21 protein-coding genes are annotated in these 19,277 nt (G+C 34.2%); 11 read left to right on the top strand and 10 right to left on the bottom strand.

The window, feature by feature from the left end:
- The first annotated feature begins 254 nt into the window (after window positions 1-254).
- Window positions 255-929, top strand: a complete 675-nt coding sequence (locus tag MG292_RS10565) for an alpha/beta fold hydrolase (RefSeq protein WP_264532765.1) — start codon at window positions 255-257, stop codon at window positions 927-929.
- Between the two features lie 11 nt (window positions 930-940).
- Window positions 941-1,846: a lytic transglycosylase domain-containing protein gene (locus MG292_RS10560; RefSeq protein ID WP_264532766.1), complete on the top strand. Its 906-nt coding sequence runs from the start codon at window positions 941-943 to the stop codon at window positions 1,844-1,846.
- A 35-nt stretch (window positions 1,847-1,881) separates the two neighbouring features.
- Here MG292_RS10560 and MG292_RS10555 read toward each other — a convergent pair whose 3' ends face one another.
- Window positions 1,882-2,397, bottom strand: coding sequence for a DUF2892 domain-containing protein (locus MG292_RS10555; protein WP_264532767.1), 516 nt, complete (start codon window positions 2,395-2,397; stop codon window positions 1,882-1,884).
- A gap of 166 nt (window positions 2,398-2,563) precedes the next feature.
- Here MG292_RS10555 and rpmH point away from each other — a divergent pair, with 166 nt between their 5' ends.
- The 8 genes from rpmH to MG292_RS10515 all read left to right on the top strand — a co-directional run bounded on the left by rpmH (window position 2,564) and on the right by MG292_RS10515 (window position 11,363).
- Window positions 2,564-2,725, top strand: coding sequence for a 50S ribosomal protein L34 (gene rpmH / locus MG292_RS10550; RefSeq protein WP_008464848.1), 162 nt, complete (start codon window positions 2,564-2,566; stop codon window positions 2,723-2,725).
- 158 nt (window positions 2,726-2,883) lie between these two features.
- Window positions 2,884-5,739 carry a carbamoyl-phosphate synthase large subunit gene (carB, locus tag MG292_RS10545; protein ID WP_264532768.1) on the top strand — a complete coding sequence of 952 codons (2,856 nt, stop codon included), beginning with the start codon at window positions 2,884-2,886 and terminating at the stop codon, window positions 5,737-5,739.
- A gap of 161 nt (window positions 5,740-5,900) precedes the next feature.
- Window positions 5,901-6,797, top strand: coding sequence for a MerR family transcriptional regulator (locus tag MG292_RS10540; protein WP_264532769.1), 897 nt, complete (start codon window positions 5,901-5,903; stop codon window positions 6,795-6,797).
- A 22-nt stretch (window positions 6,798-6,819) separates the two neighbouring features.
- Entirely contained in the window at window positions 6,820-8,295 is a 1,476-nt protein-coding gene (locus tag MG292_RS10535; protein ID WP_264532770.1) for a phytoene desaturase family protein, read from the top strand.
- Between the two features lie 2 nt (window positions 8,296-8,297).
- Window positions 8,298-9,137, top strand: coding sequence for a phytoene/squalene synthase family protein (locus MG292_RS10530; RefSeq protein ID WP_264532771.1), 840 nt, complete (start codon window positions 8,298-8,300; stop codon window positions 9,135-9,137).
- An 18-nt stretch (window positions 9,138-9,155) separates the two neighbouring features.
- Entirely contained in the window at window positions 9,156-9,605 is a 450-nt protein-coding gene (locus MG292_RS10525; RefSeq protein ID WP_264532772.1) for a sterol desaturase family protein, read from the top strand.
- Window position 9,606: 1 nt separating this feature from the next.
- A complete protein-coding gene (locus MG292_RS10520; protein ID WP_264532773.1) occupies window positions 9,607-10,068 on the top strand; it encodes an SRPBCC family protein in 462 nt (153 codons plus the stop codon).
- A complete protein-coding gene (locus MG292_RS10515; RefSeq protein ID WP_264532774.1) occupies window positions 10,068-11,363 on the top strand; it encodes a cryptochrome/photolyase family protein in 1,296 nt (431 codons plus the stop codon). Before MG292_RS10520 ends, MG292_RS10515 begins: the two co-directional genes overlap by 1 nt.
- Before the next feature lie 68 nt (window positions 11,364-11,431).
- Here MG292_RS10515 and folE read toward each other — a convergent pair whose 3' ends face one another.
- The 5 genes from folE to MG292_RS10490 are packed head-to-tail and all read right to left on the bottom strand — an operon-like array spanning window position 11,432 to window position 14,993.
- Window positions 11,432-12,031: a GTP cyclohydrolase I FolE gene (gene folE, locus MG292_RS10510; RefSeq protein ID WP_264532775.1), complete on the bottom strand. Its 600-nt coding sequence runs from the start codon at window positions 12,029-12,031 to the stop codon at window positions 11,432-11,434.
- 21 nt (window positions 12,032-12,052) lie between these two features.
- On the bottom strand, window positions 12,053-12,736 hold the full coding sequence (locus MG292_RS10505; RefSeq protein ID WP_264532776.1) for an SDR family NAD(P)-dependent oxidoreductase: 684 nt from the start codon (window positions 12,734-12,736) through the stop codon (window positions 12,053-12,055).
- A gap of 11 nt (window positions 12,737-12,747) precedes the next feature.
- Entirely contained in the window at window positions 12,748-13,026 is a 279-nt protein-coding gene (locus MG292_RS10500) for a TIGR03643 family protein (RefSeq protein WP_264532777.1), read from the bottom strand.
- Window positions 13,026-14,333: an ABC1 kinase family protein gene (locus MG292_RS10495; RefSeq protein WP_264532778.1), complete on the bottom strand. Its 1,308-nt coding sequence runs from the start codon at window positions 14,331-14,333 to the stop codon at window positions 13,026-13,028. Before MG292_RS10495 ends, MG292_RS10500 begins: the two co-directional genes overlap by 1 nt.
- The gene (locus MG292_RS10490; protein WP_264532779.1) at window positions 14,334-14,993 is read right to left on the bottom strand and encodes a TetR family transcriptional regulator C-terminal domain-containing protein; all 660 of its coding nucleotides are present in this window, start codon (window positions 14,991-14,993) and stop codon (window positions 14,334-14,336) included.
- A 119-nt stretch (window positions 14,994-15,112) separates the two neighbouring features.
- Here MG292_RS10490 and MG292_RS10485 point away from each other — a divergent pair, with 119 nt between their 5' ends.
- On the top strand, window positions 15,113-16,027 hold the full coding sequence (locus MG292_RS10485; protein ID WP_264532780.1) for a TIGR01777 family oxidoreductase: 915 nt from the start codon (window positions 15,113-15,115) through the stop codon (window positions 16,025-16,027).
- Window positions 16,028-16,029: 2 nt separating this feature from the next.
- Here the strand turns inward: MG292_RS10485 and MG292_RS10480 are convergent, their stop codons facing one another.
- Genes MG292_RS10480 through MG292_RS10465 form a run of 4 tightly spaced genes read right to left on the bottom strand, consistent with a single transcriptional unit; the run spans window position 16,030 to window position 19,233 of the window.
- Window positions 16,030-16,569 carry a YceI family protein gene (locus MG292_RS10480; RefSeq protein ID WP_264532781.1) on the bottom strand — a complete coding sequence of 180 codons (540 nt, stop codon included), beginning with the start codon at window positions 16,567-16,569 and terminating at the stop codon, window positions 16,030-16,032.
- Window positions 16,570-16,627: 58 nt separating this feature from the next.
- Window positions 16,628-17,176, bottom strand: a complete 549-nt coding sequence (locus tag MG292_RS10475; protein WP_264532782.1) for an acyl-CoA thioesterase — start codon at window positions 17,174-17,176, stop codon at window positions 16,628-16,630.
- 3 nt (window positions 17,177-17,179) lie between these two features.
- Window positions 17,180-18,517: a DNA recombination protein RmuC gene (locus tag MG292_RS10470; RefSeq protein ID WP_264532783.1), complete on the bottom strand. Its 1,338-nt coding sequence runs from the start codon at window positions 18,515-18,517 to the stop codon at window positions 17,180-17,182.
- A gap of 53 nt (window positions 18,518-18,570) precedes the next feature.
- A complete protein-coding gene (locus MG292_RS10465; protein WP_264532784.1) occupies window positions 18,571-19,233 on the bottom strand; it encodes a thiamine diphosphokinase in 663 nt (220 codons plus the stop codon).
- Window positions 19,234-19,277 lie beyond the last annotated feature (44 nt).

Here is a 19,277-nt window from a genome sequence, read left to right as displayed (position 1 = left end):
TTGGGTGTAATTATTAAAAACGTCAATTCGAGTGTTTTTTGTGCAATGAAATGGAACAAAAAATGTATCGAGAAACCTTTAGGTTCAACGTAGTTAATCGTTTTTAATAACATTTCACTTGTTTTCGATACGATTTTCTGACGAAAATCACTCGAACTGCCGTGAAATTTTCATCAAAAACTAATTTTACCCAACGGGTTCAACACTTAATAAAAATATCCTTATTTTTACATTGAAGTAATGGTTTTTTGAAAATGAATAACAAAAAGATTTCGGTTTATTTCATGCCTGGATTGGCGGCTAGTTCGTTGATTTTTGAGCGTATTGTTTTGCCGGACTCGCTTTTTGAAGTACATTTTTTAGATTGGGAATTACCTATAGCAAATGAATCTTTAAAGGATTATGCCAAACGAATAGCTGAAAAAATCACAGCGTCAAATCCTGTTTTGATTGGTGTTTCTTTCGGAGGAATTTTGGTGCAAGAAATGGCAGATTTTTTGAATCCACTGAAGGTCATTATTATTTCGAGTGTGAAATCAAATATAGAATTCCCTCGCCGAATGAAAATTGCCAAAACTACGAAAGCGTACAAATTAATTCCAACATCGATTTTTTCGAATATGGAAAAGTTGAGTGCTTTTTCTTTTGGGAAATCCATAGCACATCGATTGAAATTATATGAAAGGTATCTTTCGGTTCGCGATGTACATTATTTGGATTGGGCTATAGAACGCATTGTATTGTGGGATATAACCCAAGTTGATCCGAATGTAATTCACATTCACGGCGATGCCGATGAGGTGTTTCCAATTCAATACATTAAAGATTGTATTGTAGTAAAAGGCGGAACACACATCATGATTTTAAGTAAATACAAATGGTTGAATGAAAATTTACCTGCAATAATTTTAGGTGAGTTTTCTAAATAAAAATAGAATAAATGAAAAAACAAACAACAACGATTCGTAAATCGTTTCTTTTAATTGGAATAGTGCTAATCAGCGGTCTATTTATATTTGCTTCTAAATTAGAATTTCCCGGTAATTGGATAGCTCGTTTTAATCCGAATTATTTTCCAGCCCAAATTGATTTTGCAGGAGAAAGAGTGCCGTTGCAAATTGCAGATGTGCAAGAACGTTTGGATAGAGAATTATTGGTGAACAAGCATTTGAACGCTTCGACTTTATTAATTTTAAAAAGAGCGCACCGTGCTTTTGCAATCATCGAACCTATTTTAAAGAAAAATGGAATTCCAGATGATTTTAAGTATGTTGCCGTGATTGAAAGTGGTTTGGTCAATGTAGTTTCTCCAGCTGGCGCTAAAGGAATTTGGCAGTTTATGCCTGATACGGCTAAAGAAATTGGTTTAGAAGTGAATGAGAATATTGACGAACGCTATCACTTGGAAAAAGCGACGGAAGCGGCTTGTGCTTATTTTTTGAAAGCCAAAGAAAAATTTGGCAATTGGACTTTAGTGGCAGCGTCTTACAATGCGGGTGGAACCGGAATCAAAAAGCAATTGGATATTCAAAAAGTTTCTAATTACTATGATTTATTGCTAAATGACGAAACTTCTCGTTATGTGTTCCGAATTTTAGCCTTGAAACAAATTATGGAACATCCAGAACAATACAGTTTTCCAATTACAGAGGAGGAGCAATACAAAATAGTAGCTACTAAGAAAATTACAATTGATAGTTCGGTAACCGATTTGGCTAGTTTAGCACTTCAACAAGGGATTAATTATAAAATATTGAAGATTCATAATCCGTGGCTGCGCACCACTAAGATGGTGAATCCTACGAATAAAAAATACCAATTGGAAATTCCATTGGAAGGATATTAAAAAAAAAGAGGCGATATACATCGCCTCTTTTTGTATTATATTTTTTTCATTTGTTCTTTCATCATGCTGATTTGTTCTTTCAGCATGTTTTGCTTGTCCAGTTTCTTGGCCTCATTCAACAGCGATGTAGCTTCTAATTTTCTTCTTCTAGACATTGCAATGCCAGCAAGGTTTAATTTGGCTACAGCCAAATCCATATCCATAGACAATCCCAACTCAATTGCTTTTTTGAAAAATTTCTCTGCTTGATTGATATTGGTTTGCGAAAGCATAATACCGTGAAGGTAATTGAAATAGCCTTGTTGTTTTTGAACCAAAGCACCTTCGGGGTTTTTGATTTTGTCTAGCCATTTTTTAGCACCTTCAAAATCTTGTTTTCTTAACTTTAAGAATGCCAATAAAATAAATTCGTTTTTGAAATATAAAAAAACGGGTATGATGGATAGTAGTAAAAGGAATATTCCATTTCCAATGTTACTTTCAGTAAATTGCCAAATACCTGTTGCAATAATCAGCACGGCAAGAATAAGTTTGATATTTTTATGAAACATAATAGGTTTGATTTTGTGATTGCAAAGATAGTAAAAGGAATTAAAAATATTTTTATAAAACTACTTGCTAGAAAAAAAAGTCTTTGTATATTTGCACTCGGTTTTAGAATAACGGTTATTCAAAAACTAGAAGACATATAAATAAAGATTTTAAAGATACAAACCAATGAGCAAAAGAACGTTTCAACCATCGAAAAGAAAAAGAAGAAATAAACACGGATTTATGGACAGAATGGCTTCTGCTAATGGAAGAAAAGTTCTTGCAAGAAGAAGAGCTAAAGGAAGACATAAATTGACTGTTTCTAGCGAACCTAGACACAAAAAATAATGGTTATTCTATAATCAATATTAAGCCGTTACTATTTTTTAGTAACGGCTTTTTTTTGAAAATTTAAGCGAATACGTTTTAGTTCAGTTGTGCTTATCTTAGTTGTAACTTAAATCGAATTACAAAACCTCAAAAACAAACACACAAATTATACTACAATGCCAAAAGACACATCCATTAAATCCGTTTTGATAATAGGTTCAGGTCCTATTGTAATTGGTCAAGCTTGCGAATTTGATTATGCTGGTTCACAATCGGCACGTTCTATTCGAGAGGAGGGAATCGAAGTGATATTAATCAACTCGAATCCAGCGACGATTATGACTGACCCATCTATGGCTGATCATGTTTACTTGAAGCCTTTGACAACCAAGTCAATTATCGAAATTTTAAAAGCGCACCCACAAATTGATGCGGTATTGCCAACAATGGGTGGACAAACAGCATTGAACTTGTGTTTAGAAGCAGAAGAAAAAGGAATTTGGGAAGATTTTGGGGTAAAATTAATTGGGGTTGATGTGAACGCCATCAATATTACCGAAGACAGAGAGCAATTCAAACAATTATTAAATAAAATAGGAGTGCCTTATGCGCCTGCCAAAACAGCTACATCTTTTTTGCAAGGAAAAGAAATAGCGCAGGAGTTTGGTTTTCCGTTAGTTATTCGTCCATCGTTTACTTTAGGGGGTACAGGAGCGGCTTTTGTACATAAAAAGGAAGACTTTGACGAGTTATTAACTAGAGGTTTGGAGGCGTCTCCAATTCACGAAGTATTGATTGACAAAGCGTTGTTGGGTTGGAAAGAATATGAATTGGAATTGTTGAGAGATAAAAATGACAATGTAGTTATCATTTGTTCTATCGAAAATATGGACCCAATGGGAATCCATACTGGAGATTCTATTACCGTAGCACCAGCGATGACATTATCAGATACTACTTTCCAGAAATTACGTGATATGGCCATTTTGATGATGCGTAGCATCGGAAATTTTGCGGGAGGTTGTAATGTACAATTTGCGGTTTCGCCAGACGAAAAAGAAGATATTGTAGCGATTGAAATTAACCCTCGTGTGTCTCGTTCTTCAGCATTGGCATCTAAAGCAACGGGATATCCAATTGCTAAAATCGCTTCAAAATTAGCTTTAGGATACAACTTAGATGAATTGCAAAACCAAATTACAAAATCTACTTCGGCTTTATTTGAGCCAACATTGGATTATGTAATTGTAAAAATACCACGTTGGAACTTTGACAAATTTGAAGGTGCTGATAAAACATTAGGACTTCAAATGAAATCAGTAGGTGAGGTAATGGGAATTGGACGTTCGTTCCAAGAAGCCTTACACAAAGCCACTCAATCACTGGAAATCAAAAGAAATGGTTTAGGTGCTGACGGGAAAGGATATACTAATTACGAACAAATTATCGAAAAACTGATGCATGCAAGTTGGGATCGTGTTTTTGTGATTTATGATGCCATTGCAATGGGAATTCCGTTGAGCCGCATTCATGAAATCACTAAAATAGATATGTGGTTCTTGAAACAATACGAGCAATTATTTACTTTAGAAAAAGAAATCGCTACCTATAAAGTTGAATCTCTACCTAAAGAATTGTTGCTTGAAGCTAAACAAAAAGGATTCTCAGACAGACAAATTGCACACATGATGGGCTGTTTGGAAAGTCAGGTACATACCTTGCGTATGGATATGAATATTAATCGTGTATTCAAATTAGTAGATACCTGTGCGGCTGAGTTTAAAGCGCAAACCCCATACTATTATTCTACTTTCGAGGCTGAAATTGAAAAGCCAAACGGAGAACGTTATGTTCACAATGAAAGTATTGTTACGGATAAAAAGAAAATCATCGTTTTAGGGTCAGGCCCAAATAGAATTGGACAAGGAATTGAGTTTGATTACTCTTGTGTTCACGGGGTACTTGCTGCCAAAGAATGTGGGTATGAAACGATTATGATTAACTGTAATCCTGAAACGGTTTCAACCGATTTTGATACGGCTGATAAATTGTATTTTGAACCTGTTTTCTGGGAGCATATTTATGACATTATCCAACATGAAAAACCAGAAGGTGTTATTGTGCAGTTAGGTGGTCAAACCGCTTTGAAATTAGCAGAAAAATTATCTAAATATGGAGTAAAAATCTTAGGAACTAGTTTCGATGCTTTGGATTTAGCCGAAGACAGAGGGCGTTTCTCTGATTTATTGACCGACTTGAATATTCCTTTCCCTAAATTCGGAATTGCAGAAACTGCTGATGAAGCGTCTGCTTTAGCAGATAAATTGGATTTCCCACTATTGATACGTCCTTCGTATGTATTGGGAGGTCAAGGAATGAAAATTGTCATCAACAAACAAGAATTAGAAGAACATGTAATTAGTTTGTTGAAGTCGATTCCAGGGAATAAACTGTTGTTAGATCACTATTTAGATGGTGCTATTGAAGCCGAAGCCGATGCTATTTGTGATGCTGATGGAAACGTATACATCATTGGAATTATGGAGCATATCGAACCTTGTGGAGTACACTCGGGAGATAGTAATGCGACTTTACCACCGTTCAATTTGGGCGAATTTGTTATGCAACAAATTAAAGACCATACGCATAAAATAGCTGTTGCTTTGAAAACAGTTGGATTGATCAATATCCAATTTGCTATCAAAAATGATATTGTTTACATTATTGAGGCCAATCCAAGAGCCTCTAGAACGGTTCCTTTTATTGCTAAAGCTTATGGCGAACCCTACGTGAATTATGCCACTAAAGTAATGCTAGGAGCGAATAAAGTAACTGACTTTACATACAATCCACAGTTGAAAGGATTTGCTATCAAGCAACCTGTTTTTTCGTTCAGTAAATTTCATAATGTAAATAAAGCTTTAGGTCCCGAGATGAAATCTACGGGAGAAAGTATTTTGTTTATTGATGACTTAAAAGACGATCAATTCTATGAATTGTATTCTCGTAGAAAAATGTATTTGAGTAAATAAAACTTAAATATAGATTTATAATAAGCCTCTGAAAAGAGGCTTTTTTTATGACATATTGCTTAATTAGGAGATTAGATCATAAAAATAGCGTATAGTTTGGTTTTTAAATTAGCTTCGTATTGTTTTTTAGTTTACATTTGTTTAACAAAAATTAAAAAACAATGAACAACGTCAAGAACGTATTCAGTATCAAGGATCTCGAAAATTTATCTGGGATAAAAGCACATACGATTCGTATTTGGGAAAAAAGATATAATATCTTACAGCCAATGCGAACGGATACGAATATTCGTTTGTATGATTTAGCAAGTTTACAAAAGTTACTTAATATTACTTTGTTGCACAATTATGGGTATAAAATCTCTAAAATAGCTACATATAAGCCTGAAGATATTCCTAATCTTGTTCGTGAAATTGTAACCAACAAAACAGCCAAAAGTCATGCATTAAGTGAGTTTAAAATGGCAATGATGCATTTTGACCAAGAATTATTTTTCAAAACATACAATTGGTTGATGGCTGAAAAATCGTTTAGGGAAATTTTTTATGAAGTTTTGGTTCCATTGATGCAAGAATTAGGGGTGTTGTGGCAAACAGATACTATTTCGCCTGCTCATGAACATTTTATTACTTTTTTAATTAAACAAAAGTTATTAATTCAAACAGAACAGTTGCAGGTATTGAAACCTACTAAAACGGATAAAATTTTTGTTTTGTCTTTGCCTATGAATGAAATACATGAATTAGGATTAATGTATTTGAATTACGAGATTCTTGCTAAGGGATATAAAACTATTTATTTAGGAGAAAGTATGCCTATTTCGAATTTAAAAGACTTAAAAAGACATTTTGATTCGATTGTATTTGTTTCTTATTTGACGGTTCAACCTGATCGAGAAACAGTTAATGACTATGTTCTAGAAATGAAAAAGGAATTAGAAGATGAAACTACACAAATTTGGTATATCGGAAGAATGGCGGCGTATATCGATACTAGAAATTTATCAGAAAACATGTCTGTATTTAGTTCCATAGAATCGTTGGTAAAGTCTGTCTAAATTTGTTTAAATAGGAAAAATAATGATTGTATCTAAAACAATAGCAATTATAGGGTCAGGGTTTTCATCTTTGGCAGCCGCATGTTATTTAGCACAAAGTGGTCATAAAGTAACGGTTTATGAAAAAAATACATCGATAGGTGGTCGTGCTCGTCAGTTAAAAAGAGATGGATTTACTTTTGATATGGGACCAAGCTGGTATTGGATGCCCGATGTTTTTGATCGTTTTTTTGCTGATTTTGGGAAGAAAACAACTGATTATTATGAGTTGATTAAATTGTCTCCAGCGTATCGAGTATATTTTGGAATCAATCAATTCATTTCTATTGCAGATAATTTACCTGAAATTGTAGCTACTTTTGAATCTATTGAAAAGGGAAGCGGAGCTGTTTTGGAACAATTTATGGCTGAAGCTCGTTCCAACTATGAGATTGCCATTAAAGACTTAGTGTACCGTCCAGGAGTTTCTCCTTTAGAACTCATTACTTTAGAAACGGCTAAAAAAGTAGGTCAATTTTTTAGTAATATTAGCCGAGATGTTCGCAAGAAATTCAAGAATGAAAAATTGATTCAAATTTTAGAATTTCCCGTTTTATTCTTAGGAGCAAAGCCTTCAGATACGCCTTCTTTTTATAGTTTTATGAACTATGCCGACTTTGGTTTGGGAACTTGGCATCCGAAAACCGGTATGTTTGATGTAGTTCGAGGTATGGAAAGTTTAGCTACCGAATTGGGGGTTCAATTTGTAACGAATGCAGCCATTGAAAAAATTAGTGTTGAAAATAAAATTGCCAAAGGAATTGTAGTCAATGGTAAAACTATCTATTCAGATGTGGTTTTAAGTGGTGCCGATTACCATCATACAGAAACCTTATTGGAAAAGCAATACCGTGTTTACTCAGAAAAATATTGGGATAGCCGTGTATTTGCACCGTCTTCTTTGTTGTTTTATGTTGGGTTCAATAAAAAAATAGAAAACATTTCGCACCACGCATTATTTTTTGATACCGATTTTAACCAACACGCCAAAGATATTTACGATACATCAAAATGGCCTGTAGAGCCTTTGTTTTATGCTAATTTTCCTTCAGTGACTGATCCTACTGCTGCACCTGAAGGTATGGAATCTGCATTCTTCTTAATTCCACTTGCACCTGGTATAGAAGATACAGAAGCCTTACGTGAGGAATATTTCCATAAAATTATGGATCGTTTTGAGTTGTTGACACAACAAGAGGTTCGAAAAAACATTATCTTTAAACAATCGTTTTGTAAAAATGATTTTGTACAAGATTATAATTCGTATAAAGGGAATGCCTATGGTATGGCTAATACCTTATTACAAACCGCATTTTTAAGACCTAAGTTAAAGAGTAAAAAGGTAAATAATCTCTTTTTTACAGGACAATTGACTGTGCCTGGTCCCGGAGTTCCACCCGCTTTAATTTCGGGGAAATTAGTTTCAGAATTAATTAATAAACAATTTTCAAAAGCCTAACTATGAAACAGTTATTTGACACCGTATCCTTTAAATGCAGTAAACTGGTAACTAAAAATTACAGTACTTCATTTTCTTTGGCCGTTTATATGCTTTCGCCAAGTATAAGAGAGGCAATTTATAGCATATATGGTTTTGTTCGTTTTGCAGATGAAATTGTAGATTCTTTTCATGGATATGAAAAAGAAACTTTGATTACTGATTTTGAAACAGAATATTACAAAGCATATCATTCCGGAATTAGTTTAAATCCTATTTTGAATTCGTTTCAGCTTACAGTAAAGAAGTATTCTATTTCGGATGATTTAATTCAGGCTTTCCTAAGAAGTATGAAGCTGGATTTAGTCAAAACCGAATACCACAGCAAAGAAGAATACGAGGAATACATATATGGATCTGCCGATGTGGTAGGTTTAATGTGTTTACAAGTTTTTGTGAATGGAGATGCTGTAAAATATAATGCATTGAAAGAGGAAGCGATGCGACTAGGTTCGGCATTCCAAAAGGTAAATTTCTTACGGGATTTAAAAGACGATAACTTGGTACTGAACCGAACGTATTTCCCAGGAGTCGATTTGAATTCTTTTGATGAAAAAGCAAAAAAGGCTATTATTAGTGAGATTCAGGAAGATTTTAGAGTAGCTTTTCAAGGGATTACTAAATTGCCTATGGAAGCTAAATTTGGTGTTTATACCGCTTATGTGTATTATAAAAAGTTGTTAAATAAATTAGAAAAAACACCAAGCCATAAAATTGGAACAGCTCGAATCCGAGTTTCTAATTATACCAAAGCAGGTTTACTGGCCCAGTCTTTTGTGACTTATAAATTAAAATTAGTTTAAAATTTAATTCTAAATACAATGAATGAAATACAGTTTTTTCTGATTTTCTTGATTACTTTTTTATTGATGGAATGTGTTACTTGGTGTACTCATAAATATGTGATGCATGGCTTTATGTGGTATTTTCACGAGGACCATCATCAGCCTAAATATGCTGCTATTTTTGAACGCAATGATGTTTTCTTTGTCATTTTTGCTATCCCAAGTATTTTGCTTTTCTATTTTGGCCTAGAGGACGGATTGAATTATAAATTCTTCATTGGCCTCGGAATTATGTTCTATGGTCTTTGTTATTTTTTGATTCACGATGTTTTGATTCATCAACGCTTTAAGTGGTTTAAAAATACAAATAACAAGTATTTGATTGGTTTGCGAAAAGCGCACAAAGTACATCATAAACATTTGGGAAAAGAAGATGGGGAGTGTTTTGGGATGCTATTTGTTCCTTTTAAATATTACAAAATTTAAGATGAAAGTATACACTAAAAAAACAGAGCAATTCGTAAATGCCAGTTTAGAAGAATGTTGGTCTTTCTTTTCTAGCCCGCGCAATTTACAAAAAATCACACCAGAATCAATGGGATTTCAGATTACTGATTTTGATGAGAAAAATATGTATGCGGGCCAAATTATTCAGTATAAAGTGTCGCCTCTTTTCGGAATTAAACTGAGATGGGTAACTGAAATTACTTTTGTGAAAGACAATAGTTATTTTATAGACGAACAACGCTTTGGGCCTTATACTTTATGGCATCACAAACACTTTTTTGAGCCTACTGAGAATGGTGTTTTAATGACCGATTTAGTACATTATGCGTTGCCTTTAGGGTTTATTGGCAGGATTATGAATGCTTTGGTAGTTAAAAATAAATTGAAAGCTATTTTTGATTATCGAAAAGTGAAGGTAGACGAAATATTCAATACAAAATAATGGCTAAACAAGAAGTTTCTTTTTTTTGGTTTCGGCGCGATTTACGATTGGATGATAATGTTGGTTTATTCCAAGCCTTACAATCTAAATACCCTGTTATTCCTGTATTTATTTTTGATGAAACTATTTTGGAGCGTTTGCCTAATAATGACGCTAGAGTTGGTTTTATTCATGAATCCTTGGCTAATATCAATCAAAAGTTAAGTGAATTCGGTAGTTCACTTTTGGTAAAAAAGGGAAAACCATTAGAAGTTTGGACTCACTTAATTAATGAATATTCCATTCAAGGAGTATTTTGGAATAAAGATTATGAACCGAGTGCTATTCAACGCGATTTGTCTGTTGACAAATTATTGACTTCCAATGGAATACAATCGTCGGCATTTAAAGACCAAGTTATTTTTGAAGAAGCCGAGATTGTGAAAGTAGATGGTTTGCCTTATACCGTATATACTCCGTTTAAAAACAAATGGTTAGAAAAATATAAATCCATCGCACCAGTGCCAGAATTTGATGCGGTACCGTATTTTTCTAATTTTTTCAAAAGCGATTTTGACTTTCCTAGTTTGGAGCAAATAGGTTTTACAACTAGTCCGATTAAGGTAAAACCTCATAACTTAAAATGGGTAGCTAACTATAACGAAACACGTGATTTCCCAGCCTTAGATAGTACCTCGTATTTGTCTCCTCATTTGCGTTTTGGCACTGTTAGCATTCGAAAACTTGTGAATTGGGCTGCAAAAAAAAATGCTGTTTTCCTAAGTGAGTTGATTTGGAGAGAGTTTTTCATGCAAATTCTCTATCATTTTCCTAAAGTGCAAAATAAAAATTTTAAGTCGGCTTATGATGGTATTGAATGGCGCAATGACGTAGATGAATTCAAACGTTGGTGCGAAGGAAAAACGGGTTACCCAATGGTCGATGCTGGAATGCGTCAACTGAATGAAACCGGCTATATGCACAACCGAGTGCGTATGGTGGTTGCAAGTTTTCTTTGCAAGCATTTGCTAATTGAATGGCAGTGGGGCGAAGCCTATTTTGCCGAAAAATTATTGGATTACGAAATGGCTGCTAATGTAGGAAATTGGCAATGGGCAGCTGGAACAGGTTGTGATGCGGCTCCTTATTTTAGAGTGTTTAATCCTGATATTCAACAGAAAAAATTTGACGAAAAAGGAGTTTACATTCGGCAATGGATTAAAGAATTTGATTTGGGGTATGGCCAACCTATCGTAGATCACGTTATGGCAAGAGATCGTGCTATTGCTACTTACAAAGCAGGGATTTTGAAATAAAAAACTCCCGATACCTTTAAAAGTAATTCGGGAGTTCCAACCTAACCATAACTAACAATTTTAAATCTTTAGCTTAATTTGTTCGAAATTAAACTGATAAATTCTTTGCGTGTTTTGTCTTTTTCAAAAGCTCCAGTAAACGAGGAAGTAGTTGTTACTGAATTTTGTTTTTGAATGCCACGCATTTGCATGCACATGTGTTGTGCTTCTATAACAACTGCCACTCCAAGAGGTTCTAATGCAGCTTGAATACAATCTTTAATTTGGTCTGTCAATCGTTCTTGAACCTGCATTCTACGTGCAAACGCATCCACAATACGAGGTATTTTACTCAATCCAACTATTTTTCCATTGGGAATATAAGCCACGTGTGCTTTTCCAAAAAACGGCAACATATGGTGTTCACACATCGAATAGACTTCTATGTCTTTGACTACAATCATTTGTTTGTGGTCTTCGGTAAATAAAGCTGATTTTAATATTTCTAAAGGATCTAAACCGTAACCGTGGGTTAAATATTGCATCGCTTTAGCCACTCTTTCAGGTGTTTTTTCAAGCCCTTCACGAGTGACATCTTCGCCTAAATTTTCAATTATAGTTTTGTAATTATCGGATAAAATTTCAGTAACTTGGGTATTGTATTCTTCTTTTTTTTCGTAGTTTTTCATTTAGTATTTTTGAGGTGTTTATTAAATTTTAAAGCTGACAATACCATAATCCATTTCGAATATTTGTCCTGAAATAGATTTTGCTTTTTCAGAAATCAAAAAGTCAGCCATATTGGCTACTTCTTCGGGTTGTAAATAGCCTTTCATAGGATGGCGTTCTACCATGTTTTCTTTCATTCGGTCATTTCTCAAAATTCCCGAAGCCAAAGTCGTATCTGTAATAGTAGGTGCAATGGCATTAATGCGAATACTTGACGCCAATTCAGCACCTAATGATTTTACCAATCCTTCCACGCCCGCTTTTGCGGTAGCGATACTCGCGTGAAAAGGCATGCCTAATTTGGCTGCTACAGTACTAAACAATAGGATAGAAGGGTGGTTGCCTTTTTTTAAAGCAGGCAAGTATTTCTGAATTACTTTTACCGCTCCAATTACATTGATTTCAAAATCATTTCTAAAATCGTCAATGCTCAAACTTCCAATAGGTTTTAACGTAATAGAACCTGGGCTATAAATTAGGCTATCCAAACATTCAATTTCAGGAAGCGTATCTTGTAAAACATCTAACGAAAAATGTTTCAAGTTCGGATGCGTTATTCCTGGGGCGTTTCTACTTATGGTATATACCGTATTGCTTTCTAATTGTTGGAGTAAAATAGCATTGCCTATTCCTTTACTTCCGCCAATGATTAGTATTTTTTTCATTTTGTGATGGTTTAGCGTTTCGCTATTTTATTGTTATTTATTTGTCGTTGACGGCTGCATTTGAAACGTCCTTCTCTAAAATCACGTAATTTTTCGTGTTTGGTTTTTCGACCTTGTACTCTGGCTCGCCACATTCTAAAACTGGACGGTTTCATTTCAGCACGCATGAGGTCAATCACTTCTTGTTCTTTTAACCCAAATTGTAGTTGAATGGCATCAAATGTGGTTCTATCTTCCCAAGCCATTTCAATGACGCGGTCTTTTTCTATATCAGTTAATTCTTTTTTCATCAATTGTATTTTTGATAATTATGCACTATAATTTCAGCTTTCAAATCAAACAATAAATTGTATAAACCAAAGAAAGTTCGGTTCATATAAATGAAATGCTTAGAACCTCGATTGCCATTCATTTTTCTTAGATTAGTATCGTTTGCAAAGCGTTCTCCTAATTGCGCAATATTTTGAAAAAATACCTCGTCTGAAAAATCAAAAGTTTCCGATTGAAAAGGTTGTGTAAACAATGTCAATAAATCATAAAACATTGAAGTAAAATAAGCCACTTCTTCGGGCGTATCATCGGTGCGCAAGATTTCAAGTTCGAATAGTTTTTCGCTGAAAAGCGTTTTATTATCAATGATTTCTTTTTTAACCAATTCAAAATAGGGAATATAAAAATCGTTCGGAATGGCTTTCATACATCCAAAATCCAAAGCTACTAATTCCTGATTTTCGTTAACTAAGAAATTCCCCGGATGCGGGTCAGCATGTACTTTGCGCAACACATGAATTTGGTACATATAAAAATCCCAAAGCGCTTGACCCAGTTGATTGCCAACTTTAGCATTGGTATTTTCTTTGGTAAACTCAGACAGATGTAATCCCGTCATCCAATCCATGGTGATGATTCGTTCCGAAGAATATTCAGGATAGTAATTCGGGAAAACTAAATGGTCTATTTTTGAACAAGCGGCTACTACTTCCTGACTTTGTTTCAGCTCTAACAAATAGTTGGTTTCTTCAATTAACTTATCTTCTACTTCTTTAAAATATTTGTCTGAATCTTTGCCTTGCAAATTGAACATTCGAATGGCAATCGGTTTCACCAAAGCCAAGTCAGACGAAATGCTATTTGCTACACCAGGATACTGAATTTTTACAGCTAATTTTTTATTGTCTTTTACTGCCAAATGTACTTGTCCAATACTCGCTGCGTTCACCGAATTAGGATTGAATTCGTCAAAGATTTCATAAGGTGTTTTGCCTAAGTTCGATTTGAATGTTTTTAATACCAAGGGTGCTGAAAGTGGTGGAACCGAAAATTGTGACAATGAAAATTTTTCTACATAGGCTTGAGGCAAGAAGCTTTTGTCCATACTCAACATTTGCGCTACTTTCAAGGCACTTCCTTTTAGACTTTTTAGTCCGTCATAAATATCTTCGGCATTGTCTTCGTTCAGCTTATCGCGATTTAAAGTTGGGTTGACTACTTTTTCGCCATAGTATTTCAAATAATTGACTCCTACTTTGGCACCAGTTTGTACTAATTTGCTGGCGCGTTCTATTTTAGAAGTAGGAATATAATCGATAGTTTTCATTTAGTTGTGTTGTAATTTTTCTTTGAAGAGGAATTTTCCAAAATCAATTAGGCTTTCTAACGGAGTGGTATTCATTAATTCAAAAGAAGCTTTTACCGATTTTTCGATAAAAAGATCTGTCTTTTCAAAAGAGGCAGAGCTATCGTCTAACCAGAATTTCAAGGTCATCAATAGCTGGAACCAAGCCGATTCTTGTAAGGCTTTTTCTTGAATTTGTTGAAATTTCTCTTGTTTCAATCGGTATTCGTCTGAGATAATTCCACTTACAAAATCTTTAAAACCATTTCTTAAGCCAGATAATTGCATTAATCCTTTTAATGGATTTTTGTTTTCTTTCAAACTTAACACGACATAACTGCGGTTAGCGGTTAGTAATTCAAAAAAAGTAAAATAAAAACTTAGCATTTTACTTTTCATATCATAGTATTCATAGTCTTTGTCTTTTTCTAATAATGTCAAAGTTTTTTCTAAAAAGAGAATAAAAATTTCTTTTTCTATCCCTTCGATGCTACCAAAGAAGTTGTAAAACTCTGCTTCAGTCAATCCATTTGCTTTGGCAAAATGATAAACTGATTTAGGTTTTTCGTTATTTTCAAGGGTGTCTTGCATGAACATTGAAACTATTTTGTCTTTTGTCAAGGTTGATTTTTTAGTAGCCATTTTCAATTTGATTTCAAATTAGAGTATAAAGATATAAAATGTTTAACAAAATAATAAAAAAGTTAAACAAAATATTTATTTATATTTGTAATGAATTCAAAATGAAAAAAGATTCGGTTATGAAAAAAAATGTTGTATTGACTGGAGGGACTGGGTTTATTGGCAAAAAAATGACACAACTCCTTTTAGAAAATGGATTTTCAGTATCGATTTTGAGTCGTTCTGTTAATACGAATTCGGATGGTATTTCGTACTTTCAATGGGATGTTGATGCGGGAACAATTGATGAACAAGCCATTTTGAATGCTGATTATGTAATTCATTTAGCAGGGGAAAATATTGGCGCTAAGCGATGGACAACGGCTCGTAAGAAAGCGATTTTGGACAGCCGAGAAAAATCGACTCAGCTATTATACACTTGTTTGCAAAAAAATAATAAACAACTCGATGCCTTCATTTCGGCCTCTGGTGTTGGAATTTATGGGGTTATCAATGATGAATTAGTTTGTACAGAAACCACTCCAGCAGCTTCTGATTTTTTAGGATCGGTTTGCCAAAAATGGGAATCGGCAACTGCGCCTATTCACAATTTAGGCATTCGAACAGTGCAAATTAGAACAGGGTTGGTTTTAGGCAAAGGAGAAGGCGTTCTGAAGCAATTGGTTCCCTTATTTAAATATAAACTAGGCAGTGTAATAGGTTCTGGAAAACAATACATGCCCTGGATTCATATCGATGATTTGTGTCGAATTTATCTAGCCGCAATCACGAATTCTCAAATACAAGGACCCTACAATGCTGCTGTAAATGATGGAACTACCAATGCTATTTTTTCTGCCACTTTAGCGAAAGTATTTGGATATAGAATATGGTTGCCAAAGGTTCCGGCTTTTGTACTGCAATTGGTTCTAGGCGAAATGTCACAATTGGTTTTACAAGGTAGGAGAGTAGCCACTGACAAAATAGAGGAAACCGGATTTCAATTTCAATTTACTGATTTAGAAAAAGCGTTACGCCATTGTTTATCACACTAATTTTATTGTAGTGTGCAGTTCAAATGGATATGAACCGTTTTTGATATTTTTGGCAAAATCATAGTTGGGATTTTGATTTTAAAATCATCCGTATTCAAATCAAAATCAGAAGTAAGTTGTAGGCTGTTCGCGATTTTCTTAATTACCGTTTTTACAGTAATACTTTGGGTTACTCCATGAATTTTTATTTTACCGTTGATTGGTAAACCAATTCCTTCTGAAGAAATTTTAGTAAGATCTAAATTCAGTATAGTTCCTTTAAAAATAGCTCTTGGATATCGATCACTTTCCATATAAATTTCATTAAAATGGGTTTCCATCAACTCTCGTTTAAAATGAAAATCTTTTATTTTTACTACACAAGTAATGGTTTTGTCTTCTGAGTTTAAGACACATTTCACCGAATTATTTATTGCCTTTACTTCTTCAAAAAGCGGAACAGAAGCTTCAAAATTAATCGTGCCTGATTGTGTTGTCCATTTTTCCTGGGCCAACGAAAAGCAACTAATAAACAATAGTAGTATTGAAGTAATTTTTTTCATAAACCAAAGGAGTTAGTACCTAAAGTTACGAATTTTAATTGTGAACAGGATGAATTTTCTAATTTAATTCAATTGAAACATTGTATTTTTTAAGGCTTTCAATAGTTTCAATAGAACTGTAATCAAAAATTTCTTCGTGTAAGTCTCTTTCTTTTTTCAAGGCAATTTGTTTCAGACAATTGCAAAAACGCCGAACTTCCTTTAGATTCGAAATAATCAATCCAGGAACGGGTACACTATTGCCTTGCTTGTCTTTGGCAACCATGGTAAAATAAGAAGAATTACAATGTTTAACTATTCCGGTTTGTATATTTTCAGCTTCCACTCGTATTCCAATAATCATTGAACTTTTGCCTACATAATTGACACTAGCTTTCATAGTAACTAGTTCGCCTACTTCAATAGGCTTTAGAAAATTGACTGTATCTACCGAGGCGGTAACACAATAATTTCCTGAAAATTTTGAGGCACAAGCAAAAGCAATTTGATCCAATAACGACAAAATATACCCTCCGTGAATTTTTCCGCTAAAATTGGTGTGAGAAGGAAGCATCAGTTCAGAAATGCTGATGTATGAAGAGGCTACGGTTTTAAAGGTATTGTTCATGGTTTATGATTCTAATTGATTTTCGTCTTTGTCGGCTCGATTTAAAATAGTGTCAGGAAGTGCTTTCTTGGCTTTAGCACCCATTTTTTTCAAACGTTCAACACTGCTAATTAAGTTTCCTTTGCCCTCGACTAATTTATTCATTGCTCCTGCATATTCTACTTTACTTTCGTCGATTTTCTTTCCAATTTTAATTAAATCGGCTACGAAACCTTCAAATTTATCATACAAAGCTCCTGCTTGACGCGCAATTTCTAGGGCATTTTCTTGTTGTTTTTGATTGGTCCACATACTATCTATAGTACGCAAAGTAGCTAATAAAGTAGCTGGAGTTACTATGACAATATTTTTTTCAAAAGCCTTGTTGTACAACGAAGTGTCTTCGTTTAATGCCATAGCAAAAGCAGGTTCGATAGGAATAAATAGTAACACAAAATCAGGACTTTCAATTTGGTACAAGTCTTGATAATTTTTATTACCTAATTGTTCTACATGGCGTTTGATGGAAGTAACGTGTTCTTTGAGGTAGTTAGATTTTAGTTCCTCGTCTTCTTCATTGATGTATTTTTCGTAAGCGGTTAACGATACTTTTGAATCGACAATCATTTTTTTGCCATCAGGCAAATTAATGACTACGTCAGGAAACACTCGATTGCCATCGGCTGTTGTAAACGCTTGTTGAACTTCGTATTCTCGCCCTTTTTCTAAACCTGATTTTTCTAAAACGCGCTCCAATACCAATTCGCCCCAATTTCCTTGCATTTTGCTGTCGCCTTTCAGGGCTTTAGTCAAGTTGATGGTTTCTTTACTCATTTGAAGATTCATTTCGCGTAAGCCAAGAATTTGTTGGCGAAGAGCGGCGTGGTAATCAATACTTTCTTTGTGAGTGTCTTCGACTTTCTTTTCGAATAATTGGATTTTATCTTGCAATGGCGTCAAGATATTTTGCATGTTCTCTTTATTCTGCTCCGTAAATTTATTTGATTTTTCGTCTAATATTTTGTTGGCTAAATTTTCGAATTCTTTGGTGAATTTTTCTTGAAGCTGTTCTACTTCTTGTTTTTGTTCTTTGTTGCGTTCCCAAAGATTCTCAAAATCAACTTCTTTTTTGGATAATTGAATCGCCAAACTGTCTTTCTCATTTCGAATGACTTCTTTTTCGTTTCTTTCTTTTTCTAGGATTTCTTTGAAATTTTGAATTTGGGCTTGACCCGCTAAAACCTTTTCTTCTAAACTGATTTTTTCGGCGTGCATTTTGGCAGAGAAAATGAGTTTGCCAATGTAAATACCAATGGCTAATGCGATTATAAAAGCGAATAAAATAAGAAGAGTAGTTAGCATTTTTATTTTTTTATGGTGAGTAAAAGTAAGAAATTCTGAGTTGATTTAGAAAATCAATCCACACATTCCATAAGTAATAAGTCGCCCTCGTTATGTTCAATACTTACAATACCATCTTGGGCAACATAATTGCTACTTCCAGTTCGAAGGCCTAAGGTAAGACTGTCGCCTTGCAAAGGATAGAATAGGTTAGTAGATTGAATACCAGTAACATGACCTATTGGAATTAAAGAAATAGGTGTATTGGCAGGATACCATTTTTCAAATTTTTTAGGTAGTAAAAATATTTTAGAATGATCGTCCAAGATTACAATTTTCAAAGTATCTCGATACCGGATGATGTTAGTAATATTGGTTATGGTATGGTCTGCTCTTTTACCTGTTGCCCAAACTACATTTACAGCAGTAATGTTGCGCGAAATTAAATAATCAAATGCTTTCTCTAGGTCTGTTTTATCTTGATCTGGGGTATGGATAATTTCAATTGGGAATTGTTTGGTTTTGTATAGTTCTGGATTAAAATTTCGATCGAAATCTCCTAAAAGGATATCAACTTTGATATCTAATTCCATCACGCGTTCTATGGCAGAGTCAAGCACAACAACTAATGGAGACCATTCTAATAATTGTCCCAATAATTCAGATTGACATGCAGCTCCATTAGCTATAATTAAAGCTGGTTCTTGGTCATCTCTAACAATGTGATGTGAAGACATTTTGATTTTTTTTAGTAATGTAAAGGTATTAAATTAATTGTGGG

It is taken from the genome of Flavobacterium keumense (genome assembly GCF_029866485.1).
In the GTDB taxonomy this organism is placed as follows: Bacteria; Bacteroidota; Bacteroidia; order Flavobacteriales; family Flavobacteriaceae; genus Flavobacterium; species Flavobacterium keumense.
This window is presented reverse-complemented; position numbering and strand designations above follow the sequence as displayed.

Bases quoted from the DNA above. Each gene is read 5' to 3' on its own strand.
- MG292_RS10565 (WP_264532765.1), top strand. From the start codon at position 255: ATGAATAACAAAAAGATTTCGGTTTATTTCATGCCTGGATTGGCGGCT.
- MG292_RS10560 (WP_264532766.1), top strand. From the start codon at position 941: ATGAAAAAACAAACAACAACGATTCGTAAATCGTTTCTTTTAATTGGA.
- MG292_RS10555 (WP_264532767.1), bottom strand. From the start codon at position 2,397: ATGTTTCATAAAAATATCAAACTTATTCTTGCCGTGCTGATTATTGCA.
- rpmH (WP_008464848.1), top strand. From the start codon at position 2,564: ATGAGCAAAAGAACGTTTCAACCATCGAAAAGAAAAAGAAGAAATAAA.
- carB (WP_264532768.1), top strand. From the start codon at position 2,884: ATGCCAAAAGACACATCCATTAAATCCGTTTTGATAATAGGTTCAGGT.
- MG292_RS10540 (WP_264532769.1), top strand. From the start codon at position 5,901: ATGAACAACGTCAAGAACGTATTCAGTATCAAGGATCTCGAAAATTTA.
- MG292_RS10535 (WP_264532770.1), top strand. From the start codon at position 6,820: ATGATTGTATCTAAAACAATAGCAATTATAGGGTCAGGGTTTTCATCT.
- MG292_RS10530 (WP_264532771.1), top strand. From the start codon at position 8,298: ATGAAACAGTTATTTGACACCGTATCCTTTAAATGCAGTAAACTGGTA.
- MG292_RS10525 (WP_264532772.1), top strand. From the start codon at position 9,156: ATGAATGAAATACAGTTTTTTCTGATTTTCTTGATTACTTTTTTATTG.
- MG292_RS10520 (WP_264532773.1), top strand. From the start codon at position 9,607: ATGAAAGTATACACTAAAAAAACAGAGCAATTCGTAAATGCCAGTTTA.
- MG292_RS10515 (WP_264532774.1), top strand. From the start codon at position 10,068: ATGGCTAAACAAGAAGTTTCTTTTTTTTGGTTTCGGCGCGATTTACGA.
- folE (WP_264532775.1), bottom strand. From the start codon at position 12,031: ATGAAAAACTACGAAAAAAAAGAAGAATACAATACCCAAGTTACTGAA.
- MG292_RS10505 (WP_264532776.1), bottom strand. From the start codon at position 12,736: ATGAAAAAAATACTAATCATTGGCGGAAGTAAAGGAATAGGCAATGCT.
- MG292_RS10500 (WP_264532777.1), bottom strand. From the start codon at position 13,026: ATGAAAAAAGAATTAACTGATATAGAAAAAGACCGCGTCATTGAAATG.
- MG292_RS10495 (WP_264532778.1), bottom strand. From the start codon at position 14,333: ATGAAAACTATCGATTATATTCCTACTTCTAAAATAGAACGCGCCAGC.
- MG292_RS10490 (WP_264532779.1), bottom strand. From the start codon at position 14,993: ATGGCTACTAAAAAATCAACCTTGACAAAAGACAAAATAGTTTCAATG.
- MG292_RS10485 (WP_264532780.1), top strand. From the start codon at position 15,113: ATGAAAAAAAATGTTGTATTGACTGGAGGGACTGGGTTTATTGGCAAA.
- MG292_RS10480 (WP_264532781.1), bottom strand. From the start codon at position 16,569: ATGAAAAAAATTACTTCAATACTACTATTGTTTATTAGTTGCTTTTCG.
- MG292_RS10475 (WP_264532782.1), bottom strand. From the start codon at position 17,176: ATGAACAATACCTTTAAAACCGTAGCCTCTTCATACATCAGCATTTCT.
- MG292_RS10470 (WP_264532783.1), bottom strand. From the start codon at position 18,517: ATGCTAACTACTCTTCTTATTTTATTCGCTTTTATAATCGCATTAGCC.
- MG292_RS10465 (WP_264532784.1), bottom strand. From the start codon at position 19,233: ATGTCTTCACATCACATTGTTAGAGATGACCAAGAACCAGCTTTAATT.